The 19,610-nt window shown below is 45.9% G+C and carries 20 protein-coding genes, 4 tRNA genes and 3 rRNA genes; all 27 read right to left on the bottom strand.

Features of this window, described 5'->3' with window-relative positions; genetic code table 11:
• Positions 1 to 5 precede the first annotated feature (5 nt).
• Positions 6 to 614 (bottom strand): transglutaminase-like domain-containing protein, encoded by a 609-nt coding sequence (locus AC3RCI_RS08165; protein WP_492528528.1) that lies wholly within the window; start codon positions 612 to 614, stop codon positions 6 to 8.
• A 387-nt stretch (positions 615 to 1,001) separates the two neighbouring features.
• Positions 1,002 to 1,074: transfer RNA gene (locus AC3RCI_RS08160), tRNA-Lys, on the bottom strand.
• A gap of 9 nt (positions 1,075 to 1,083) precedes the next feature.
• Positions 1,084 to 1,157, bottom strand: a tRNA-Trp gene (locus tag AC3RCI_RS08155).
• A gap of 4 nt (positions 1,158 to 1,161) precedes the next feature.
• Positions 1,162 to 1,237 (bottom strand) — tRNA-Val (locus AC3RCI_RS08150).
• A gap of 5 nt (positions 1,238 to 1,242) precedes the next feature.
• Positions 1,243 to 1,314: transfer RNA gene (locus tag AC3RCI_RS08145), tRNA-Glu, on the bottom strand.
• A gap of 89 nt (positions 1,315 to 1,403) precedes the next feature.
• Positions 1,404 to 1,520, bottom strand: a 5S ribosomal RNA gene (rrf, locus tag AC3RCI_RS08140).
• A 183-nt stretch (positions 1,521 to 1,703) separates the two neighbouring features.
• Positions 1,704 to 4,755, bottom strand: a 23S ribosomal RNA gene (locus tag AC3RCI_RS08135).
• Positions 4,756 to 4,998: 243 nt separating this feature from the next.
• Positions 4,999 to 6,550, bottom strand: a 16S ribosomal RNA gene (locus AC3RCI_RS08130).
• Together the 16S, 23S and 5S rRNA genes with 4 tRNA genes alongside form the textbook arrangement of a ribosomal RNA operon.
• Positions 6,551 to 7,137: 587 nt before the next feature.
• Positions 7,138 to 7,470 carry an HIT family protein gene (locus AC3RCI_RS08125; RefSeq protein ID WP_492528526.1) on the bottom strand — a complete coding sequence of 111 codons (333 nt, stop codon included), beginning with the start codon at positions 7,468 to 7,470 and terminating at the stop codon, positions 7,138 to 7,140.
• Between the two features lie 17 nt (positions 7,471 to 7,487).
• Entirely contained in the window at positions 7,488 to 7,943 is a 456-nt protein-coding gene (locus AC3RCI_RS08120; protein WP_492528524.1) for an NUDIX hydrolase, read from the bottom strand.
• Positions 7,944 to 7,992: 49 nt separating this feature from the next.
• Positions 7,993 to 8,583, bottom strand: a complete 591-nt coding sequence (locus tag AC3RCI_RS08115) for an HD domain-containing protein (RefSeq protein WP_492528522.1) — start codon at positions 8,581 to 8,583, stop codon at positions 7,993 to 7,995.
• Between the two features lie 145 nt (positions 8,584 to 8,728).
• Entirely contained in the window at positions 8,729 to 9,529 is an 801-nt protein-coding gene (locus AC3RCI_RS08110; protein ID WP_492528520.1) for an inositol monophosphatase family protein, read from the bottom strand.
• Between the two features lie 187 nt (positions 9,530 to 9,716).
• Positions 9,717 to 10,730 (bottom strand): phosphotransferase enzyme family protein, encoded by a 1,014-nt coding sequence (locus tag AC3RCI_RS08105; RefSeq protein ID WP_492528518.1) that lies wholly within the window; start codon positions 10,728 to 10,730, stop codon positions 9,717 to 9,719.
• Positions 10,714 to 10,920 (bottom strand): hypothetical protein, encoded by a 207-nt coding sequence (locus AC3RCI_RS08100; RefSeq protein WP_492473879.1) that lies wholly within the window; start codon positions 10,918 to 10,920, stop codon positions 10,714 to 10,716. The genes AC3RCI_RS08105 and AC3RCI_RS08100 overlap by 17 nt, the downstream gene beginning before the upstream one ends.
• 55 nt (positions 10,921 to 10,975) lie before the next feature.
• Positions 10,976 to 11,377, bottom strand: coding sequence for a cytidine deaminase (locus AC3RCI_RS08095; RefSeq protein ID WP_492528516.1), 402 nt, complete (start codon positions 11,375 to 11,377; stop codon positions 10,976 to 10,978).
• 77 nt (positions 11,378 to 11,454) lie between these two features.
• Positions 11,455 to 12,216 (bottom strand): aminoglycoside adenylyltransferase domain-containing protein, encoded by a 762-nt coding sequence (locus AC3RCI_RS08090; protein WP_492528514.1) that lies wholly within the window; start codon positions 12,214 to 12,216, stop codon positions 11,455 to 11,457.
• 26 nt (positions 12,217 to 12,242) lie between these two features.
• Positions 12,243 to 13,136, bottom strand: a complete 894-nt coding sequence (locus tag AC3RCI_RS08085; RefSeq protein WP_492528512.1) for a PhzF family phenazine biosynthesis isomerase — start codon at positions 13,134 to 13,136, stop codon at positions 12,243 to 12,245.
• Positions 13,137 to 13,138: 2 nt separating this feature from the next.
• Positions 13,139 to 13,795 (bottom strand): Type 1 glutamine amidotransferase-like domain-containing protein, encoded by a 657-nt coding sequence (locus tag AC3RCI_RS08080; RefSeq protein WP_492528510.1) that lies wholly within the window; start codon positions 13,793 to 13,795, stop codon positions 13,139 to 13,141.
• Positions 13,796 to 13,919: 124 nt separating this feature from the next.
• Positions 13,920 to 14,294, bottom strand: coding sequence for a hypothetical protein (locus AC3RCI_RS08075; RefSeq protein WP_492528508.1), 375 nt, complete (start codon positions 14,292 to 14,294; stop codon positions 13,920 to 13,922).
• Positions 14,291 to 14,803: a nucleoside deaminase gene (locus AC3RCI_RS08070; protein ID WP_492528506.1), complete on the bottom strand. Its 513-nt coding sequence runs from the start codon at positions 14,801 to 14,803 to the stop codon at positions 14,291 to 14,293. The genes AC3RCI_RS08075 and AC3RCI_RS08070 overlap by 4 nt, the downstream gene beginning before the upstream one ends.
• Positions 14,804 to 14,849: 46 nt before the next feature.
• Complete coding sequence (locus AC3RCI_RS08065; protein ID WP_492473885.1) at positions 14,850 to 15,416, bottom strand: histidine phosphatase family protein; 567 nt, start codon at positions 15,414 to 15,416, stop codon at positions 14,850 to 14,852.
• A gap of 8 nt (positions 15,417 to 15,424) precedes the next feature.
• Complete coding sequence (locus tag AC3RCI_RS08060; RefSeq protein WP_492528504.1) at positions 15,425 to 15,916, bottom strand: NUDIX hydrolase; 492 nt, start codon at positions 15,914 to 15,916, stop codon at positions 15,425 to 15,427.
• Between the two features lie 127 nt (positions 15,917 to 16,043).
• Positions 16,044 to 16,910: an adenylyl-sulfate kinase gene (locus tag AC3RCI_RS08055; protein WP_492528502.1), complete on the bottom strand. Its 867-nt coding sequence runs from the start codon at positions 16,908 to 16,910 to the stop codon at positions 16,044 to 16,046.
• A gap of 57 nt (positions 16,911 to 16,967) precedes the next feature.
• Complete coding sequence (locus AC3RCI_RS08050; RefSeq protein ID WP_492528500.1) at positions 16,968 to 17,474, bottom strand: hypothetical protein; 507 nt, start codon at positions 17,472 to 17,474, stop codon at positions 16,968 to 16,970.
• A 26-nt stretch (positions 17,475 to 17,500) separates the two neighbouring features.
• On the bottom strand, positions 17,501 to 18,220 hold the full coding sequence (locus AC3RCI_RS08045; RefSeq protein WP_492528498.1) for a class I SAM-dependent methyltransferase: 720 nt from the start codon (positions 18,218 to 18,220) through the stop codon (positions 17,501 to 17,503).
• Between the two features lie 45 nt (positions 18,221 to 18,265).
• Entirely contained in the window at positions 18,266 to 18,931 is a 666-nt protein-coding gene (locus tag AC3RCI_RS08040; RefSeq protein WP_492528496.1) for an HAD family hydrolase, read from the bottom strand.
• A 173-nt stretch (positions 18,932 to 19,104) separates the two neighbouring features.
• Positions 19,105 to 19,608 (bottom strand): GNAT family N-acetyltransferase, encoded by a 504-nt coding sequence (locus AC3RCI_RS08035; protein ID WP_492528494.1) that lies wholly within the window; start codon positions 19,606 to 19,608, stop codon positions 19,105 to 19,107.
• Between the last annotated feature and the right edge of the window lie 2 nt (positions 19,609 to 19,610).

Raw genomic sequence — 19,610 nt, 5'->3', positions numbered from 1 at the left:
AATAATCACAGTTGTGCAGGCAACCCATACAAATACATATTTATGCAGTCAGTATTATTTTTCAATGCCTCGATAGTCTTAACATTTGGGGACTTAAATATGGTCATATAATCAGCTTCGTCGTAGTCTTTTCGGATTGTAAAAGCAAGTTTTTCTTCTTCTAATGAAAACTCTGCTTGGATTCCAGGCTTGTTCCCTCGTGCATCTAAACGGATCCATGAATTTAAATGTTGAATATAAACAGCATTTAGTGCATGGATACAATAGCCCGTATCTGGAGTATCCCCAATCGTAAGTCGTTGATAACAGAAGCCAGATGGTATTCCCTCTCTACGTAATATTGCACATAGAAGGTTTGCTTTGGCATAGCAAATACCTTCTTTATGAATCAATGTTTCTGAAGCGGAACATGTGACTCTAAAACTCTTGATATCCCAGGAATGGGCTATTCGATCTCTGACATACATATATGACTGTTTGATATATTCTACTTGATCTTTTGATGAAGCTGCTATTTCCGAAGCAAGTCCAGCAACCAGCGGGTGATCATAATTGACTTCCCCAGTCACGGTCAAATAATCCGTAACGACTTGAGTTTCACAGATTAGATTCATTTTATCAACCTTTCAATAATTGTACTTAATATGCAAGTCTTCAATAGTTTAATAGTATAATTATGCATAGTAAAGAATAATAATCCCTGTAATCTTTATGCTGTCGTTAACTACACTAATCATTTAATTTTAGATAATCTGTAATTAGGTCTAGACCCTTGCACCGACAAACTAAAAAGCCGCTAAAATAGCGATTTTCTAAGGGAACAGTTAATTTGTTAGAGTACTCCGTAGAGTTTGAGATAATACGAAAAACCCTTGAGGAATACTCAAGGGTTTTGATATTCAGTAGGCACCATCGTCAGTATAGCTTATAACTATGGTCCATTTTGATGATTATAGAAGTTACACGCGGGATGAATACTCCCCCAATACGTACAAAAACAATGAGCCATGAAGGGCTCGAACCTTCGACACCCTGATTAAAAGTCAGGTGCTCTACCAACTGAGCTAATGGCTCATAATAAAATGGCAGGGGCAGCAGGAATTGAACCCACACCAACGGTTTTGGAGACCGTTGTTCTACCTTTAAACTATGCCCCTAAAATGGTGGAGGCTGAGGGGCTCGAACCCCCGACCCTCTGCTTGTAAGGCAGATGCTCTCCCAGCTGAGCTAAGCCTCCATATATGACCCGTAGGGGATTCGAACCCCTGTTACCTCCGTGAAAGGGAGGTGTCTTAACCCCTTGACCAACGGGCCTTAATAGCTCTCAACAAACAAGATGCTGTAAAATCTACCAACTGGGTTTTTGGATTATATGAGCCAAAAAAATACCCCAGTGGGGTCTCGCTTGGCAGCGTCCTACTCTCCCAGGACCCTTCGGTCCAAGTACCATCGGCGCTAGAGGGCTTAACGGTCGTGTTCGGGATGGGTACGTGTGGAACCCCTCCGCCATCGCCACCAAACGAGCATTTGTCTACCAAATGCGTTCGCGTTCCATTCGGTCCTACACATCGGTGTGGATGAATGGGTCAGCGTCTGTGGAACTGAAAATCATACACACATTGGAGTGTTGTACCGATTTTCATTTCAGAGATTATTCTCTGAAAACTAGATCCGAAACGAAACTTGCGATCAGAACCTGCAATTTGGATAAGCCCTCGACCGATTAGTACTGGTCAGCTCCATGCATTACTGCACTTCCACCCCCAGCCTATCTACCTCGTCGTCTTCAAGGGGTCTTACATACTGGGAAATCTCATCTTGAGGGGGGCTTCACGCTTAGATGCTTTCAGCGCTTATCCCGTCCGTACATAGCTACCCAGCGGTGCTCCTGGCGGAACAACTGGTACACCAGCGGTACGTCCATCCCGGTCCTCTCGTACTAAGGACAGCTCCTCTCAAATTTCCTACGCCCACGACAGATAGGGACCGAACTGTCTCACGACGTTCTGAACCCAGCTCGCGTACCGCTTTAATGGGCGAACAGCCCAACCCTTGGGACCTACTTCAGCCCCAGGATGCGATGAGCCGACATCGAGGTGCCAAACCTCCCCGTCGATGTGGACTCTTGGGGGAGATAAGCCTGTTATCCCCAGGGTAGCTTTTATCCGTTGAGCGATGGCCCTTCCATGCGGTACCACCGGATCACTAAGCCCGACTTTCGTCCCTGCTCGACTTGTAGGTCTCGCAGTCAAGCTCCCTTATGCCTTTGCACTCTTCGAATGATTTCCAACCATTCTGAGGGAACCTTTGGGCGCCTCCGTTACTCTTTAGGAGGCGACCGCCCCAGTCAAACTGCCCACCTGACACTGTCCCCGTACCCGCTAAGGGCACCAGGTTAGAACCTAGATACGATCAGGGTGGTATCCCAACGGTGCCTCCACACAAGCTGGCGCTCATGCTTCAAAGGCTCCCACCTATCCTGTACAGATCGTACCCAAATTCAATATCAAGCTGCAGTAAAGCTCCATGGGGTCTTTCCGTCTTGTCGCGGGTAACCTGCATCTTCACAGGTATTAAAATTTCACCGGATCTCTCGTTGAGACAGCGCCCAAGTCGTTACGCCATTCGTGCGGGTCAGAATTTACCTGACAAGGAATTTCGCTACCTTAGGACCGTTATAGTTACGGCCGCCGTTTACTGGGGCTTCGGTTCACAGCTTCGGGATTACTCCCTAACCGCTCCCCTTAACCTTCCAGCACCGGGCAGGCGTCAGCCCGTATACTTCGCCTTACGGCTTCGCACAGACCTGTGTTTTTGCTAAACAGTCGCTTGGGCCTTTTCACTGCGGCCCCCTCGTGCTATTCACACTACCGGGGCACCCCTTCTCCCGAAGTTACGGGGTCATTTTGCCGAGTTCCTTAACGAGAGTTCTTCCGCGCGCCTTAGAATTCTCTTCTCGCCTACCTGTGTCGGTTTGCGGTACGGGCACCTTCATCTGGCTAGAGGCTTTTCTTGGCAGTGTGAGATCATGACCTTCGCTACTGTAATTTTCACTCCCCATCACAGCTCAGCCTTAATGATGTGCGGATTTGCCTACACATCAGCCTTACTGCTTGGACAGGCATCCATCAGCCTGCGTCACTACCCTACTGCGTCCCCCCATCGCTCGTAACGATTTACGGTGGTACAGGAATTTCGACCTGTTGTCCTTCGACTACGCCTTTCGGCCTCGCCTTAGGTCCCGACTTACCCTGAGCGGACGAGCCTTCCTCAGGAACCCTTAGGCTTTCGGCGGATCAGATTCTCACTGATCTTTTCGTTACTCATACCGGCATTCTCACTTGTATAATGTCCAGCGCTCCTTACGGTACACCTTCAACCCTTATACAACGCTCCCCTACCCCTGGATCGACTTCACTCCAGCTTCGAAGCCCTGTGTTTATCCCCTGGGAAGCATTTGGTCATCCAAGATCATACAACCTTGTCTGACAAAAATGTCCTTGTGGTAAACACCGCCTCAAAGAAGCAGTGAAGTCGATCCAAGCCATAGCTTCGGTGGTGTGTTTAGCCCCGTTACATTTTCGGCGCAGAGTCACTCGACCAGTGAGCTATTACGCACTCTTTCAATGGTGGCTGCTTCTAAGCCAACATCCTGGTTGTCTGTGCAACTCCACATCCTTTCCCACTTAACACACACTTGGGGACCTTAGCTGATGGTCTGGGCTGTTTCCCTTTTGACAATGGATCTTAGCACTCACTGTCTGACTCCCGGAAGTAAGTCTATGGCATTCGGAGTTTGACTGAGCTTGGTAACCCTTGCGGGCCCCGCACCCAATCAGTGCTCTACCTCCACGACTCTGTTTTCCGAGGCTAGCCCTAAAGCTATTTCGGGGAGAACCAGCTATCTCCGAGTTCGATTGGAATTTCTCCGCTACCCCCACCTCATCCCCGCACTTTTCAACGTGCGTGGGTTCGGGCCTCCAGTGCGTGTTACCGCACCTTCACCCTGGACAGGGGTAGATCACCCGGTTTCGGGTCTACGTCCACGTACTAACTCGCCCTATTCAGACTCGCTTTCGCTGCGGCTCCGGCTCTTCACCTTAACCTTGCACGGGAACGTAACTCGCCGGTTCATTCTACAAAAGGCACGCCATCACCCCTAAAATGGGCTCTGACTTCTTGTAAGCACACGGTTTCAGGTTCTATTTCACTCCCCTTCCGGGGTGCTTTTCACCTTTCCCTCACGGTACTGCTTCACTATCGGTCGCTAGGAAGTATTTAGCCTTGGCAGATGGTCCTGCCGGATTCATACGGGGTTTCACGTGCCCCGCACTACTCGGGATCCGTCTCGGAGGGAACAGACTTTCAATTACAGGGCTTTTACCTTCTTTGGCGGGCCTTTCCAGACCTCTTCGTTTAACCGGTTCCTTTGTAACTCCATGTGAGACGTCCCACAACCCCAGAGAGCAAGCTCTCTGGTTTGGGCTGTTCCGCGTTCGCTCGCCGCTACTGACGGAATCACTATTGTTTTCTCTTCCTCAAGGTACTTAGATGTTTCAGTTCCCCTGGTATGCCTCTGCATAACCTATGTATTCAGTTATGAGTAACTGGATATTACCCCAGCTGGGTTTCCCCATTCGGACATCCCCGGATCAAAGCTTGCTTACAGCTCCCCGAGGCAGTATCGTTGTTCGCCACGTCCTTCATCGGCTCCTAGCGCCTAGGCATCCTCCGTGTGCTCTTAGTAGCTTAACCAAATGCTCAATGAGCAAAAGCAATCTACCGTTTTATTTAAACTTGTTTACACAAGTTCAGCTAAAAGGAATGTTCTAATTCGCAATTTTCGTTTCGATATCTAGTTTTCAAAGAACAAGCTCCATGCAAAAGCAAGCTGTTTGAGAGTTTGAGCTCTCAAAACTGAGCAACGAGTGAGTAACTAGCCGACCTGGCTAGATTTTAGATTTGAATGTTTCCGCTACGGGAAACGATTCTCCATAGAAAGGAGGTGATCCAGCCGCACCTTCCGATACGGCTACCTTGTTACGACTTCACCCCAATCATCTATCCCACCTTCGGCGGCTGGCTCCTTGCGGTTACCCCACCGACTTCGGGTGTTATAAACTCTCGTGGTGTGACGGGCGGTGTGTACAAGACCCGGGAACGTATTCACCGCGGCATGCTGATCCGCGATTACTAGCAATTCCGACTTCATGCAGGCGAGTTGCAGCCTGCAATCCGAACTGAGACCGGCTTTTTAGGATTCGTTCCACCTCGCGGCTTCACTGCCCGTTGTACCGGCCATTGTAGTACGTGTGTAGCCCAGGTCATAAGGGGCATGATGATTTGACGTCATCCCCACCTTCCTCCGGTTTGTCACCGGCAGTCACCTTAGAGTGCCCATCCGAAATGCTGGCAACTAAGATCAAGGGTTGCGCTCGTTGCGGGACTTAACCCAACATCTCACGACACGAGCTGACGACAACCATGCACCACCTGTCTCCTCTGTCCCGAAGGAAAGCCCTATCTCTAGGACGGTCAGAGGGATGTCAAGACCTGGTAAGGTTCTTCGCGTTGCTTCGAATTAAACCACATACTCCACTGCTTGTGCGGGTCCCCGTCAATTCCTTTGAGTTTCAGTCTTGCGACCGTACTCCCCAGGCGGAATGCTTAATGTGTTAACTTCGGCACCAAGGGTATCGAAACCCCTAACACCTAGCATTCATCGTTTACGGCGTGGACTACCAGGGTATCTAATCCTGTTTGCTCCCCACGCTTTCGCGCCTCAGCGTCAGTTACAGCCCAGAGAGTCGCCTTCGCCACTGGTGTTCCTCCACATCTCTACGCATTTCACCGCTACACGTGGAATTCCACTCTCCTCTTCTGCACTCAAGTCACCCAGTTTCCAGTGCGATCCGGGGTTGAGCCCCGGGATTAAACACCAGACTTAAATGACCGCCTGCGCGCGCTTTACGCCCAATAATTCCGGACAACGCTTGCCCCCTACGTATTACCGCGGCTGCTGGCACGTAGTTAGCCGGGGCTTTCTTCTCAGGTACCGTCACTCCTTGAGCAGTTACTCTCAAGGACGTTCTTCCCTGGCAACAGAGCTTTACGATCCGAAAACCTTCATCACTCACGCGGCATTGCTCCGTCAGGCTTTCGCCCATTGCGGAAGATTCCCTACTGCTGCCTCCCGTAGGAGTCTGGGCCGTGTCTCAGTCCCAGTGTGGCCGATCACCCTCTCAGGTCGGCTACGCATCGTCGCCTTGGTGAGCCGTTACCTCACCAACTAGCTAATGCGCCGCAGGCCCATCCTCAAGTGACAGATTGCTCCGTCTTTCCAGCTCCCTTCAGGCGAAGGAAGCACATATTCGGTATTAGCTACCGTTTCCGGTAGTTGTCCCAAGCTTGAGGGCAGGTTGCCTACGTGTTACTCACCCGTCCGCCGCTAACCATCAGAGAAGCAAGCTTCTCATCAAGTCCGCTCGACTTGCATGTATTAGGCATGCCGCCAGCGTTCGTCCTGAGCCAGGATCAAACTCTCCAATAAAGATGAATTTCAGCAGCGCGGTTAGACGCTATGAAAATCATCTGAGGTATTGAGAAGAGCGATTAGCTCATTTTGAATCTGACGAGATTAAAAATCTCATTGTTGTTCCAGTTTTCATACAGTCAGATGACATGTACCAAAAACCTTCACGTTCATCCTGCAAGCAGGATGATTACTCACTCGTTGTTCAGTTTTCAAAGATCAAACTTCGTTTCCGACTCTTTCAAGGCCGGAATTAGAATATATCACATTTCATTATGACTTGTAAAGTCTTTTCTCGAAATATTTTTCGAGGTTTCCCATACCTCTTGCGGCCGGAAAAATAATATATCATGTTGAAGAATTGTTTGTAAAGTGTTTTTTCAATTTTCTCGAATTTCTAAATCTGGAGATCAAATTATATATTTGAAAGGTCTGCTTTGAATAACTGCCCAATGGCTTAATGCAAAAACAAACAATCGACTAGTCAGCCGGCTGTAGACTTATTTTATTAGGGTTCACAACAACTACAAATAAATAAAGCATGATCCCACCCTACTACGTTTGTTACTCAAACTTATGGATAATACATCTGATCCTTCTACGAGTTAAGTCACTCGTTCACCACTGATGACATGCCAATGCATATGCTTGGAATCCTGGTAACTACCGAGGTTCGTAACAATTTTGGAAGCGCCCGTACGCTCCACCATATCGGCAGCGATCTTTTTAATAACCTGCATGATTTCAAGGATCAGTTCTTCGTTATTCGTTTCTTCTTCTGAAATGAAGGATTGAATGTGCATCTTGGGAATCACCACGATATGATGTTCATAGAACGGCGGGGTATGGTGATAGGCTAACACGTTATCCGTCTCTATAACAATTTCCACTTCCGTCTTGCCACTGAGGACTTCCTCACAATAAAAATCTTGTGTCAAATGGAACGATCCTTTCTTTAGTCGGATTTAATATAGCCTGCCTTTTTTAGTACATACTCTGTAAAGGGATTAATCTCCGGGACCGGTTGGGCCAGATCGAAGTATCGAAGTTCCAACCCTTCATCGTCCATAACCACTGGATTACCCTTGATTCCTGTAGCTTCATAAACAGCCGTCACATTGTATACTTCGTCTCCATGGGGATACTTATAATACATATCCTGACCCGAGAAAACGGTAATGAGCTTGTACGTCTCTGCCCTTAAACCCGCTTCCTCATACAATTCCCGTGCTGCCGCCTCTTCCAGCGACTCACCAGGTTCAAGCGAACCACCGAGCGTCCCCCAGTCGAGACTGTCTGTACGTCTTTGCAGCAACAGATGGCCCTCTTCGTTGAACACCAATACACAAGAACCTGCCATAATCAGCGGCCGCGAGCCAACCAGTTTTCGAAGTTCCATAATGTAGCCCATGAGTGCTCCCTCTTCTCCCTCAATGAATATGCCCAATCCATCCGTGTTGCTATGATTTGGTCAGGATTCCCTGTTCTATGGAGTTTTGAATTAACTGCTGCACGTACGTCCACAATGTATCCGAAGCCTCTGCCATTTCACGATTTCTGTTGATGACTTGATCACTTGTAACGTTGTATTTTAGCCACGTATCTCCTTCATTCTGATAATTGTGAATCAGAGGCTGTAATCGATCGAGAGCCGAGGCAAATTGTGCCTCATTCGTTTCCTTTGACTCAAACTCTAGCCAGAGATTATGCATTTCTTCAGCCTGTTCCTTGGGCAGCATGCCAAATAACCGATGAGCCGCCTTGATCTCACGATCGAATTTATCCGTGTACCCAGCTGTATCGTAAGCAAAGGTGTCTCCTGCATCGATTTCAACCAGATCATGAATAAGAAGCATCTTAATGACTTTCAGGATGTCCACATCCTTGTTCGCGTGACTCTGTAAAACCAATGCCATCATGGCCAGATGCCATGAATGCTCCGCATCATTTTCACGTCTATCGCCATGGATAATTCTTGTTCTCCGTTCAATTGTTTTCAGTTTATCAATCTCGATAAGAAATTGAATCTGATCCTGTAGTGATTCACTCATCATATTTCCCCCTTTAAATGCGATACCAACTCTATGTTATGAGATCATACCAGTAAACCTCAACCGCTATCATATGTAGTCCTAATTCATTATAAGTCCATAAGATGCTTCACCTTATCAAAATCAAGTTGATTAAGTTCACTAATCATTCGCCCAATCCCTCCCGAACTACACTCAAGAAATAGTCGCGATACTCCGGATGACAGGCAATCAGATAAGGCTCTGAACTCATACCTACGAATAAATTCCCATCAAAATCCATAACCATGGCACCTGCTTCTTTTACCATCAGGATTCCTGAGTACAGATCGTTCCCCTCTGAATTGTAGAGCACAATACCATCGATATCTCCCTTGGCCAGCATACACCACTGCAGGGTCGGAGCCCATAATCTCATCACTCTCTTAAAACGTATATCCAGATGTTGTCGCAGCCGGACAGCATTCTCCTCATGCTGTACCTGATGGCCCTGTATCCAGCCTATCGTTCCCTTTAGAAGATTCTCTTTCTTCTTAACTGTCAGCGGATTCAAGTTACAACTTGCCCCATTCCCCCGTGACGCCACAAATAAACGGTCTACCATCGGTTCATAAATAATCCCAAGAACAGGTTCTGAACGGTACATCAATGTAATGGAAACGGAAAATACGGGAAATCCAATGGCGAAATTATTAGTCCCATCTAACGGATCGATCATCCATAACCATTCGCTCTTCTGTCCGTTATGTCCCCGTTCTTCACTATGAATCTCATGCTCGGGAAAAGTATGGCTGATTGCATCACATATAATTCGCTCTGTTTCATGATCTACGTCAGTTACAACGTCGCCGAACTTGTCCTTTTCCACTGCACAGGTGATCTGGTCAAAATGAACTCTGGCGATCTGACCCGCTTCACGTATGACTCTCTCTGCGACTTCTTGTGCTAAACGAATGGTTTGTTCCATAAAAGTCCCTCCGCTCGGTTACTTGATCAGTCTTTCTGGATTTCGGACAAAGTCACTTGGAATGATCACAGGCAATGCAACCTTCTATGGAATGGATTAATCTCCCAATCTAGGTGAGAGGTAAGAGCATCGTTATCCACTTTCTTATGAGGTAAATGTTGATCCATTACAGCCCCTCCCGACACGTTCAAGTTGCATTTGTCTCCATTACATACTTATGAAGCAATTGTTGAATCTGTACGTCATGCTCTGCCAGCCAGCTTATATTCCTCTCAAACTGATCGATCATAAACGTAAAAGGAGATTCAATCGTTGCTCCCGCATAATGCTGACCGATATAGAAATGCAACACAGCAACAAAATAGATTTGAGTTAGCAGCCGTAAATAGCAAAATTCAATAGAAGAGTGCTTGCGAACATTTCCATATCCCCGAAGGAATGCCGCAATCAAATCCAGGGAACCGCTAGACTCCTGAATAATATGATTCAGGCTAATCGTAAGCTCCATGAAAGCAGCGTCCATCCCTATAAAATCAAAATCTAATACCCCTGTAATTTCACCCGATTCACCCAGTAGATTATAAATCAATACATCATGATGAACGAGCTGTCGCGGCAGCACTTCTAGATCAAGATGGGAATTGTCGATCTCAGTAATCATTGCTTGATAAAATGTACACCGCTCTGCTGTTAATTCAAAAGGCAGATCCGCAAAAAAGGACTTCACCGAATCACGATTAGAGAGTGGGTGAATGTTGTACATTTTATGAAATGATATGCCCGTATACGCAACCTTCTTCATCGGAAACTCACTCATTCGAAACGAAAATTCCCCAACCAGCCTGCCGAACTTCTCGGCTTTGTCCATGTCAGACAACTGTGGAAGCTTGCCCTCCAAAAAAGTAGTCATTGCCGCAAGCGAACCATCTCTCATGACCACATAATCCTTACCATTACAAGTATGAAGGAAGATCGGAACTTCGAATGAAGCCTGTGCCTTATGTAGAAATGCTGTTACTTGAGATTCAAGGTCTAACCCTTCAATCGTTTTGATGTGGCGATTATAAATCCGTACAATAAACCTCTGTTTATTGATTTCAATAACTTTGGTTGTATTAGTCAAACCGAACGGAACGGCCTCCAAGGTATACTCCGCGTTTTTGAAGTAGTGCCTTATGATTTCGTCAAATTTGCAGTTCATAAATTCTTGTCTCTTCATCATCCAGCAAATATCCTTTGCCAATGTAGGTCCAATCATTTTTCTCATAATAACCTTGCAGATCCGTGCACAAATAGAGTTTGATAACTTGTTTCTGTACCCCACTGCTTCCAAAAGTATTGAACAGCTGCCTGAAGCATGTCTGGCTTTTGCCGGATATCCACAATCTCAAACATCTTTGCACCTTCTTTCTTTCCTTATGACCTTGAATATTTCTGTGGCAGAAGCTACCCGATTGTTGTTTTGGTGTATCCTTCTTCTCCCTGCAAAATGACCTGTGTGCTCTGCCCATAATCACCGATCAATTCTCGGCAGATACCGCATGGTGAAACCACGTCCAATTGTGGATCAGCATTTTCCGTGAGATCATCCGGATTGATCTCCGGATGCCGTACAGCAACAATGGTCGCAAATTCGTGTTCCCCTTCCGAAATGGCTTTGCCCATCGCAATGGCTTCCGCACACACCGAGACACGACCAATGTAGGCTTCCAAATGTACCGCGGTATATATCTTTCCAGATTGCGTTCGCACTGCGGCTCCAATGTGATGCTTGCCCTCGCAGTATAAACGTTTGATGATGTTCTTGGCTTCCTGGAGTAATTCCAAATCTTCTGTCGTGATTGTCATGATGTCTCTCCTTTAAAAAACTGTTTATACTAGAAATGTCCAAATCAGTATTACAATTCGTAGAATTATGGAATCATTTATTTCTTATAGCTGTGGATCTCTCTCAACATAAACTCCGCATATTCCAGCAGCAGAGACTCACTGAGATTCAGGTTCTCCAGCTCCCCATTATAGTTTGCAAGACATTGCGAGATAACGTTCTTGTACTTCATAGGAAGCCCCTCCAATGCCCACTCTCCAGCTTCTCGCTTGGAATAGATCACTGAATCTCTCACATATAGCAAAACACGCGACAAGTTCAATACATAATAGACAGGATTATCCACGATTTCTTGCGAAGCTGAAGCCACGTCTGACGTAATGGATGCAAGCATATGCTCACGTTTCACAGGAAGGAAGAGCTCCTTAATAGGTGTGCCATGCAAGACAATTCCCCTGTCATAGATGACCGCCATGTGTGCGACGAGATCCGGATCATCATACCCTCCGCAGAGATAGTGCTCTTCCGTTCGATACTTTTCCCGGTGATAAGCGGAGTAATGGAATTCGAACGGAGTTGGATATGCCAGGTTCGCGATTGTGGACTCAAGTACAATACTGAGCTCGAAGCCTTTAGTCATGTGCATCTCGTCTTCAATATGTATTAGCTTCTGTGCAATTCTTCGATATAGATCAGCAGATCGTTTGTCACGGCAGACCACCAAGATATCAATATCGCTCTGGCTCGGATGGAAGCACCCCATGGCCATGGAACCGTGTAAATAAATTCCCACGAGCGAATCCGATAATTCTTCTTTTAAAATATGAGTAACGTCTTGCAAAACAATTCGTTCATCCAAGGAAAAACATCCTTTCAGGTACGCTGTTAAATATCCAATTCAATGTTCATCTCACGCACAAAAACTGCCGTCCCTTTAATTCTCACATCCATGCCCTGTCCTTGCCGGGTCACGCTCACTTCAACTTTTCCATCTCTTCCGATCTCATGACCCTGCTCCACGACGAACTGGACCTGATCTGCTTCACGGTTCACATAGGTTAAATAGTAGGCACCCATCACCCCGGAGGCCGTTCCTGTTACAGGATCTTCCGTAGTCCCTGAGTAAGGAGAAGAAAAGTGTCTGGCATGCATCATCGCCTCGGAATCACGCGTTTCGAAGCTAAAAGGATGCAAGGAAGCCTTGGGGTTTTCAAGCAAAATCTCAGGAAACTCAGCAGATTCCGGTTTCATTTTAGAAAAAGAGTCCAGTTGACGAATGGGGATCAACAACGTCCAGGTTCCTGTGCTCCCATACACGATAGGCATGGATAGATCCAGATCATCCGAGGTTAGATTTATACTGCTTGCCAACTTACCAATATCACCTCTGAACGGTACAAACTGCGGTTGATCCTGTTTCATCTCCATGTTGATTGTGTCGCCATCCTGCTCAAACCGTATTGGTAATAGGCCTACATTGGTCTCGATCGTGATTGACTTCTGGTCCCCTAGCAGTCCACGTGTCTTCAAACCATACAGCGATGCCACCGTCGCATGACCGCACAGATTAATTTCATGGCCCGGCGTAAAATAACGCAATCTCACATCGGCTGTCCTGGAGTTAAGCACAAACACCGTTTCATTAAAACCAACCTTATGCGCAACCTGCTGCATGACCGTCTCACTTAGATCATCAGCATCAAAGACAACTCCTGCCGGATTACCTTTGCCCGGAACTGCTGAAAATGCATCATAATGGTATACCTTAACCTCACCCATATTTAAATCCCCCTTCTCCTAGGATCAATAAGACGCACATCCCCATATAGCTCAATGACTTTTCCATCGATTACGATCCCGTCGCCGTCTTGGCAGGCATAGACTTTCGCACCGATTGTATCTGCATAACTTCCGAGCGAATCGAGATTGTCTTCTTCTCCGTCCCAATGAGGTGCAAACTCGAAATCAACGAGTCTAAGCGCACGTTTGTCCTGAACACCCACATGATTCTCGTCTTCATCCTTGCCATATCCAGCTATTTCAATGGTTGGTGTGGTTAGAATGCTGCCTGCACTGACTCCGATCAGCATACCGCCTTTCTGCACATAGGAACGCAATAAGTCCTGTACGTTTCTTCTCTGTAATAAATGCAGAAAATAAAATGTATTTCCACCGGATAAATGAATTGCATCAGCTTCCAAAATCTGCTCAAACGTGCTTGGGTCATATTCCTGGTCCAGATCATAATAATGAATGTTCTCGATACCCAGTTGATTATAGTAACGTACGGTATGCTCAAAATATTTTCGCTCCGGGTCGGAACAAGAAGGGATATAACCGATTGAAGGCTTGTCGCGACCAAACAATTCCAATATCCTTTGATTCAATTCTTCATTTGTTTGAAAGGGTAGATCACTTAATAAAACCAACTTGGCCATGCGCTTCCTCCTTTACATATATAGTCGAGATCCCGTTCTGCAAGTGATGGTAAGGATACCTTACTTCCTATCAATTCCAAATCACTCTATCCTCCTCATGACTACAGTTATAATACCAACACAACTATTGTAACTGCCCGTTAATGTACCTTCTATGGTAAACAGAAGCATCCTGGGCCCACAGCAGCAATTCGTTCCTGCTTATAAAGAATTCATCTTGAACCTTAATAAAGGGGAACATTGCTCCGTTAAAGGAGCCCGATGCCGCAAAACTTCTTTGTTCAGCATGAATAATGCTCATCACCTGTTCTTCAGTCATACTTAGATACTCCGCTGTTTCCTGAATCGTCATTAACACCTTATCCTTAGCAACTTCCTCCTGTGCTACTTGAGTTGGCTGGTTTACGCTCTCTTGATTCGATAGGAAGAAGCAGCCAATCATAAATGAAATGCCTAAGATGACACTAGCAAGCAAAATCGAGACTGGAATGGATTTCATTGCTTTGCAGTCTCCCACTCTGTATTAAGTAACCCTCTACTAATATTCCATTTGGCGAGCATCGCCCTTTGTCTATTTTCCAGGTCAAGATATGGGGCTGCAACACAGGAAAGGGTGTCAAACATATGGATGAAATGGGGACCCTCCTTGAAACGCCGAAGACCGCCATACTCTACATCGTCCGCTGCCCATACAATTCTTTTGATTCCCGACATTAATATGGTGCAGGAACACATAGGACAAGGTTCACAAGTCGTGTACAGTGTCAGGTTGTTTTTCGTGAACCTCTTCCGGTCTAAATCCAGCAAATGCTTCCCCGCTCGGCGAATGGCGTCCACCTCAGCATGTGCGGTAGGATCACATTCCGAGAAAACTCGGTTCCTCCCTTTACTCACAACATCCCCATCCTCATCTACAATTACTGCACCGATCGGATAAGTCCCTTCAATAAACGCCTGATCTCCCTCTTCCAGCGCCAAAACTAAATACTCATAATCGGATAACCTCATTTGGGGATTCCTCCTTAAATTGGTTGTCTTATGAATTTGTTTACCGTTAGAAGTTCGTAATGGTGTACTTTCCCGCCTCGCCAAGAAAATCTCTTCTTGATAATCCTTTTTCTCCAAGCAAAATCCTGTAGTTGGTTATCGTACCATCATGTGAAATGATATAAATGTTGCCATCCTGTTCCCTGCACCATTGGAGAAGCCCCCTAGCAAGTACTTCAAATTGATGTTCATCCATCCGGTTAATACCTTCCTCCCAACACTCCAATCCACAATCCATTACGCTTAGCCCTGGGAACTGAGTCTCAAGCTCCTCCTTGGAATAGATCTGATCACAGATGAAGGGAGTGAACTCCGGATTCTGAGGATACATTCTTGGGCCAACAAGCGGACATATCGTAAGATGTTCTTCTGCGGTTAGAAGAAGTGCTGTTTCAATAGTACGCCTCATTGGACTCACCAAGATAACGTCAAGAGGATCAAGCTTCATCTGTTTACGCAGCGTTGTCACCTGACTCTTTCCCAGTTCGGTGAGACCCGGGTGAAGCTCATTTAACCGGTTCGGGTAATCTATCAAATGTTCACCATGACCATGACGAATAAATGTAATGTCCATATATCCCTCTATTTCTGAATGAAATGTTGGATGCTCTTCGCATCATGCAGATTATGCAGTTCCTTTTTCAAAAATACCGGGTAGACCTTCAGGTGCTCAAGCTCATCCAAGGGAAACCAACGGAACGTTAACTTTCCGTTATCCTCCAGCCCTTTGAATTCAATTTCACTATACAGCTTATGAGCTTCCGGTAAAGCGATGACATAATAGAATCCAATCTCGTGAAACTTCTGGCCGTCGTAATCGAAAAAATCTTCATTAACAAATGCAAGCCTCTGCACTTCAACATGGATGCCCAGTTCCTCCATCATTTCTCGCACGATAGCCGCTTCAGTCGCCTCACTCATTTCGACCCGTCCCCCGGGCAGATTCCAGAAATCGTCCTGCTCCGCCTTATGCAGCAGAACTCGTCCTGCATCCATCACAATGCCTGCCACGCGGAAGTTGAACTTACTGTTATTTCGCTCATATGATATGTTATTGTGATTGGGATTTGTCATTTTACAAGCAAACCTCCGTTATGTATTGATATATCCCTATTCACTCTACTCATAGATCTTGCCATATATAGAGCTTCATTCTCAACTTCGTTGACAAGCTCGAATAAGGTCTTTTTCATTTCCTGCGTCATTCTCCTTCCACACCTTTAAACGCCTCATTCAGAATGTTCTCCAGTTCGATCTGACAAGCAGACAGGTTATATTCCGAATTATCCAGCCAATATTTGTCCATCTTCAGTATCTGATAAATCTCGGTTTCGAGCTCCTTTCTTGCCTGAAGCACCTTCACGGTGCCTGGAACCCCATGATATCCTCTTGAAGCTCCCCACCCCTGGTTCGTGTAATACCGAATAAAACCGTCAGACCATTCCTTGGGTCTTTCCTTAACCGCTTTATCAAAGGTATACGCAATATCCTTCTGATCAATATAGAATAATAGCGGGTTCAGTGCTTGAACCTTGCGTTCCAGCTCCAGCACATAGTTGACATTATCTTCTCGGGATTGATTGCATTTCACAAGCCCCATTGTTAATGGGTTCTGGATAAAACAACATTCAAAGATAATGACGGTATCCTCATTAGCCGCTAACACGCTTTCGGTGAAGCTTCGCCATTTTGAAGTGATTAGATCTTTATTTTGTTCAAAAGATAATTCATAAATATCCCGGCTGAAAATCTCCTGCACCGTATGGTCAGGAAACGCCTCTCCCAGTTCCTCTTTTATTTTGCGATAAGGAATCAGATAACCATTACGATAAACTATGGCTCTGCTCTCCAATATATATCTGCATGAATGATGAGCATCCAATAAATCTCCAAATTCATCTTCAGAGAAAAAGGCTACACCTTCATAATCAGCTGGATGATTCAGATCCCCTTCCTGGAAAAGCTTTACTCGCAGCCCTCGCTGAATCAGGATGTAGGATACCATTTTGGCAATGGTAGACTTCCCTGAACCGGGTAAGCCTTCAACCAGAATTAATTGTCTCGTCATAATTACATCACCTGAGTTGTTTTAAATTTAATAGACTTTCGGTATCGTGACCTATCTTCAATCAATATCTGCAATAATCCACTGTTCCGAACCCCCCTCTTCTTTCTTTTTCCAAAAAACCATGGTGAGGCTGGATTCATCATCGTTCTCATCTAATTCCGTTACCGTCACTACTCCCTCGTAAAGCTTCCTTTGTTCACGAATGATAATGTCGCTCATGGAGACAATCTTGCGAACTTTGGTTCTGGTCATGCCCGATACGGGCGACTGCGAATCTATGAGGCTCATGTACCCCTCCTCATCCTTTTCCCATATATAACGCAGGCGGGCATTCATAAGTTTAACGATCTCCAGTTCATCACCTGTATAATTCGCTTCATCAATGTACACTGGCGGGATGTCTTGGGGCTCTGTTGGTGTCGCTACTTCTTCATTTTGTACTGCTTCTTCTGTCGTAACTGCTAGCGAAGGCTTCGCCGGGTTCTGTGTGTCTTTCATACTGGTTTTATTCTGACATGCGATCAAGAACAGAAATAATCCAAGCATAACGGTTAGCTTTCTCATATCCAGCCCTCTCATTATCCTTTTGTCTATTCCCCTAAACTTCCCAAAATCACGATCTGCGTTGGACGCTGAATCCCAACATTGTTCAGACGCTCCATGATGTAAAGGCTGCGTTCGGCGAACGCTTCATAATCTTCAAACGCCCTAGCCCGTTCCATATGCTGTTTGCAGGCCTCCGAGACCAACCGAATGTCCCGTTCTTCCATGACATCTTCTTTTGGCTCATTGAACTCATAGATTGAGCGGATGATAATACCACTGGCAGAGATGATATCCATAACTTCTTGGCGTGTATAGGTGTGACGATGATATTTTCCCAACCGCTGATCTACATCTGCACCAAAATGATGGTACAGGATGTGCGATAGCTGAGCTTCATTGGGATCATCACTGACCAGCTCATTTATGAGAAATAATCCGTTCCTTTTCACTACACGTTTCATTTCTTCAATGACATTTACGCCCGGGGGCAGATGATGCAATGCATTTGAGATGCAGACGGTATCAAACGTTTGATCCGCAAAATCCATCTTTGCTGCGTTCATCTGCATAAACTGGATCTTTTCATGCCACGCATATGCGGCTTCTGCCTGCCGTAAAGAATCCGTATCGTTATCAATGCACGTGATCCGTTCGATACCACTGAAAATTTCAAGTAGGGTAGGAATGTATTTTCCTGAGCCTGTACCAACCTCCAACATCTGACCTGCCTGATACGCTGCCAACTGCTTTTTCAACTCATCCATGGATTACACCGTCCCCGTTATGACCTTCCCCCAGCTTTCAGAACTCTACAAGATTTTCAGAACTTCTGTCAGATCCCTGCACATAAATTCCGGATGGATATGCCGGGGCTTGGTTTTGCCTTTGCGGTTTAACCAGACAGCCTGTATGCCAGCGTTTTGAGCTCCCTGTACGTCACTTGTCAACGAATCGCCGACATGTATGACATCTTGCCGGGACAGATCATATCTGGCTAATGCTTCATTAAACATCTCGGGTCTTGGTTTGTAAGAACGGACATCTTCACTGGTGATCACCCCTGCCGCATCGATGCCATGCTTCTCCATTGCAGCTCTTACATCATCTGTATCGATATTCGAGAGGATGTACACAGGGATGTCTACCGATTGCAAAAAGGGAATGGAGTCCTCAAATATCCCGGGATCACGCCAGTGAGCCAATTGCTCCTGATTAAGCAGCTCCGCAATACCATCTGCTTGAAAATGTAGGAGTGTTGCTGTCAGGGACTGTACATTGAGTACTCGTTGGGTCGTAAACTGACTACCGTGGCTTGCATAGAACATTTCGGAAAATGCCCTCCACCAATAATCACCTATTTCGGCTGTTGTACATTCAACACGCGCTGCAGCTTGTATTTGTTCGTAGATCACTGGAAGTATATCGTCGTCTTCATGCACAACTGTCCCATAGAAATCAAGGAAAATGGCCTTCATCCTATTCCCTCCGATGTGTCAAAAATCCCCATATAATCCAATTCGAACTTCCTATGTATGTTACAATTTCTCTTTTGATACATCATAACCCATAATGTGGAATTTGCGAACGGTTCAAGTATGCTATCTTTCTTTCTATAGAATAAAAAACACGCTGCTCTGCATGACTTGCCTCATGCAAAGGGCGTGGTATGGTGATAAAACTTGCTATCTACTTTCATCACCGGAAAAGCATCCGGTAGTGCCTCGCGTGTAACCGAAACGAATCCATTTTTCTCGTAAAATCGATGTGCTGCCACAAACTGCTGTGTCGTTCCAAGGTAAATATCATGCACAGCCTTCTCCTTGGCCCACTGAAATGCCTGATACAGCAGACGACTCGAAACTTGAAGTTCCTTGCCTCTGTAATTTTTGGCTACAAACATCTTCCTGAGCGCAGCTTGCTCCTCTCCAATATCCAGCAGAGCGATCGTACCCACCACTTCTTCATTCACAACCGCGACCCAGAAGTTCCCGATTCCTTTTTGGTAGAAGGTTTCAATTTCAAGCAAATCCGGCTGATCTTCTCTGGTAATGGAGATCTGGTATTCCTGCTGCTGTATCTGCAAAATCAAACGGATTACCTGGGATTGATACTCGGCAGTGTACTCTTGTATATCGATAGTAGGGTTATTCATGA

The sequence above is a fragment of the Paenibacillus sp. MT124 genome (assembly GCF_058792755.1).
Note: the sequence above shows the minus strand (reverse complement) of the source record. Positions and strands in the feature narration are given on the sequence as shown.

Bases quoted from the DNA above. Each gene is read 5' to 3' on its own strand.
- AC3RCI_RS08055 (WP_492528502.1), bottom strand. From the start codon at position 16,910: ATGACGAGACAATTAATTCTGGTTGAAGGCTTACCCGGTTCAGGGAAG.
- AC3RCI_RS08120 (WP_492528524.1), bottom strand. From the start codon at position 7,943: ATGGGCTACATTATGGAACTTCGAAAACTGGTTGGCTCGCGGCCGCTG.
- AC3RCI_RS08110 (WP_492528520.1), bottom strand. From the start codon at position 9,529: ATGGAACAAACCATTCGTTTAGCACAAGAAGTCGCAGAGAGAGTCATA.
- AC3RCI_RS08115 (WP_492528522.1), bottom strand. From the start codon at position 8,583: ATGAGTGAATCACTACAGGATCAGATTCAATTTCTTATCGAGATTGAT.
- AC3RCI_RS08075 (WP_492528508.1), bottom strand. From the start codon at position 14,294: ATGAAATCCATTCCAGTCTCGATTTTGCTTGCTAGTGTCATCTTAGGC.
- AC3RCI_RS08080 (WP_492528510.1), bottom strand. From the start codon at position 13,795: ATGGCCAAGTTGGTTTTATTAAGTGATCTACCCTTTCAAACAAATGAA.
- AC3RCI_RS08050 (WP_492528500.1), bottom strand. From the start codon at position 17,474: ATGAGAAAGCTAACCGTTATGCTTGGATTATTTCTGTTCTTGATCGCA.
- AC3RCI_RS08095 (WP_492528516.1), bottom strand. From the start codon at position 11,377: ATGACAATCACGACAGAAGATTTGGAATTACTCCAGGAAGCCAAGAAC.
- AC3RCI_RS08045 (WP_492528498.1), bottom strand. From the start codon at position 18,220: ATGGATGAGTTGAAAAAGCAGTTGGCAGCGTATCAGGCAGGTCAGATG.
- AC3RCI_RS08070 (WP_492528506.1), bottom strand. From the start codon at position 14,803: ATGAGGTTATCCGATTATGAGTATTTAGTTTTGGCGCTGGAAGAGGGA.
- AC3RCI_RS08060 (WP_492528504.1), bottom strand. From the start codon at position 15,916: ATGACAAATCCCAATCACAATAACATATCATATGAGCGAAATAACAGT.
- AC3RCI_RS08105 (WP_492528518.1), bottom strand. From the start codon at position 10,730: ATGAACTGCAAATTTGACGAAATCATAAGGCACTACTTCAAAAACGCG.
- AC3RCI_RS08035 (WP_492528494.1), bottom strand. From the start codon at position 19,608: ATGAATAACCCTACTATCGATATACAAGAGTACACTGCCGAGTATCAA.
- AC3RCI_RS08065 (WP_492473885.1), bottom strand. From the start codon at position 15,416: ATGGACATTACATTTATTCGTCATGGTCATGGTGAACATTTGATAGAT.
- AC3RCI_RS08165 (WP_492528528.1), bottom strand. From the start codon at position 614: ATGAATCTAATCTGTGAAACTCAAGTCGTTACGGATTATTTGACCGTG.
- AC3RCI_RS08040 (WP_492528496.1), bottom strand. From the start codon at position 18,931: ATGAAGGCCATTTTCCTTGATTTCTATGGGACAGTTGTGCATGAAGAC.
- AC3RCI_RS08085 (WP_492528512.1), bottom strand. From the start codon at position 13,136: ATGGGTGAGGTTAAGGTATACCATTATGATGCATTTTCAGCAGTTCCG.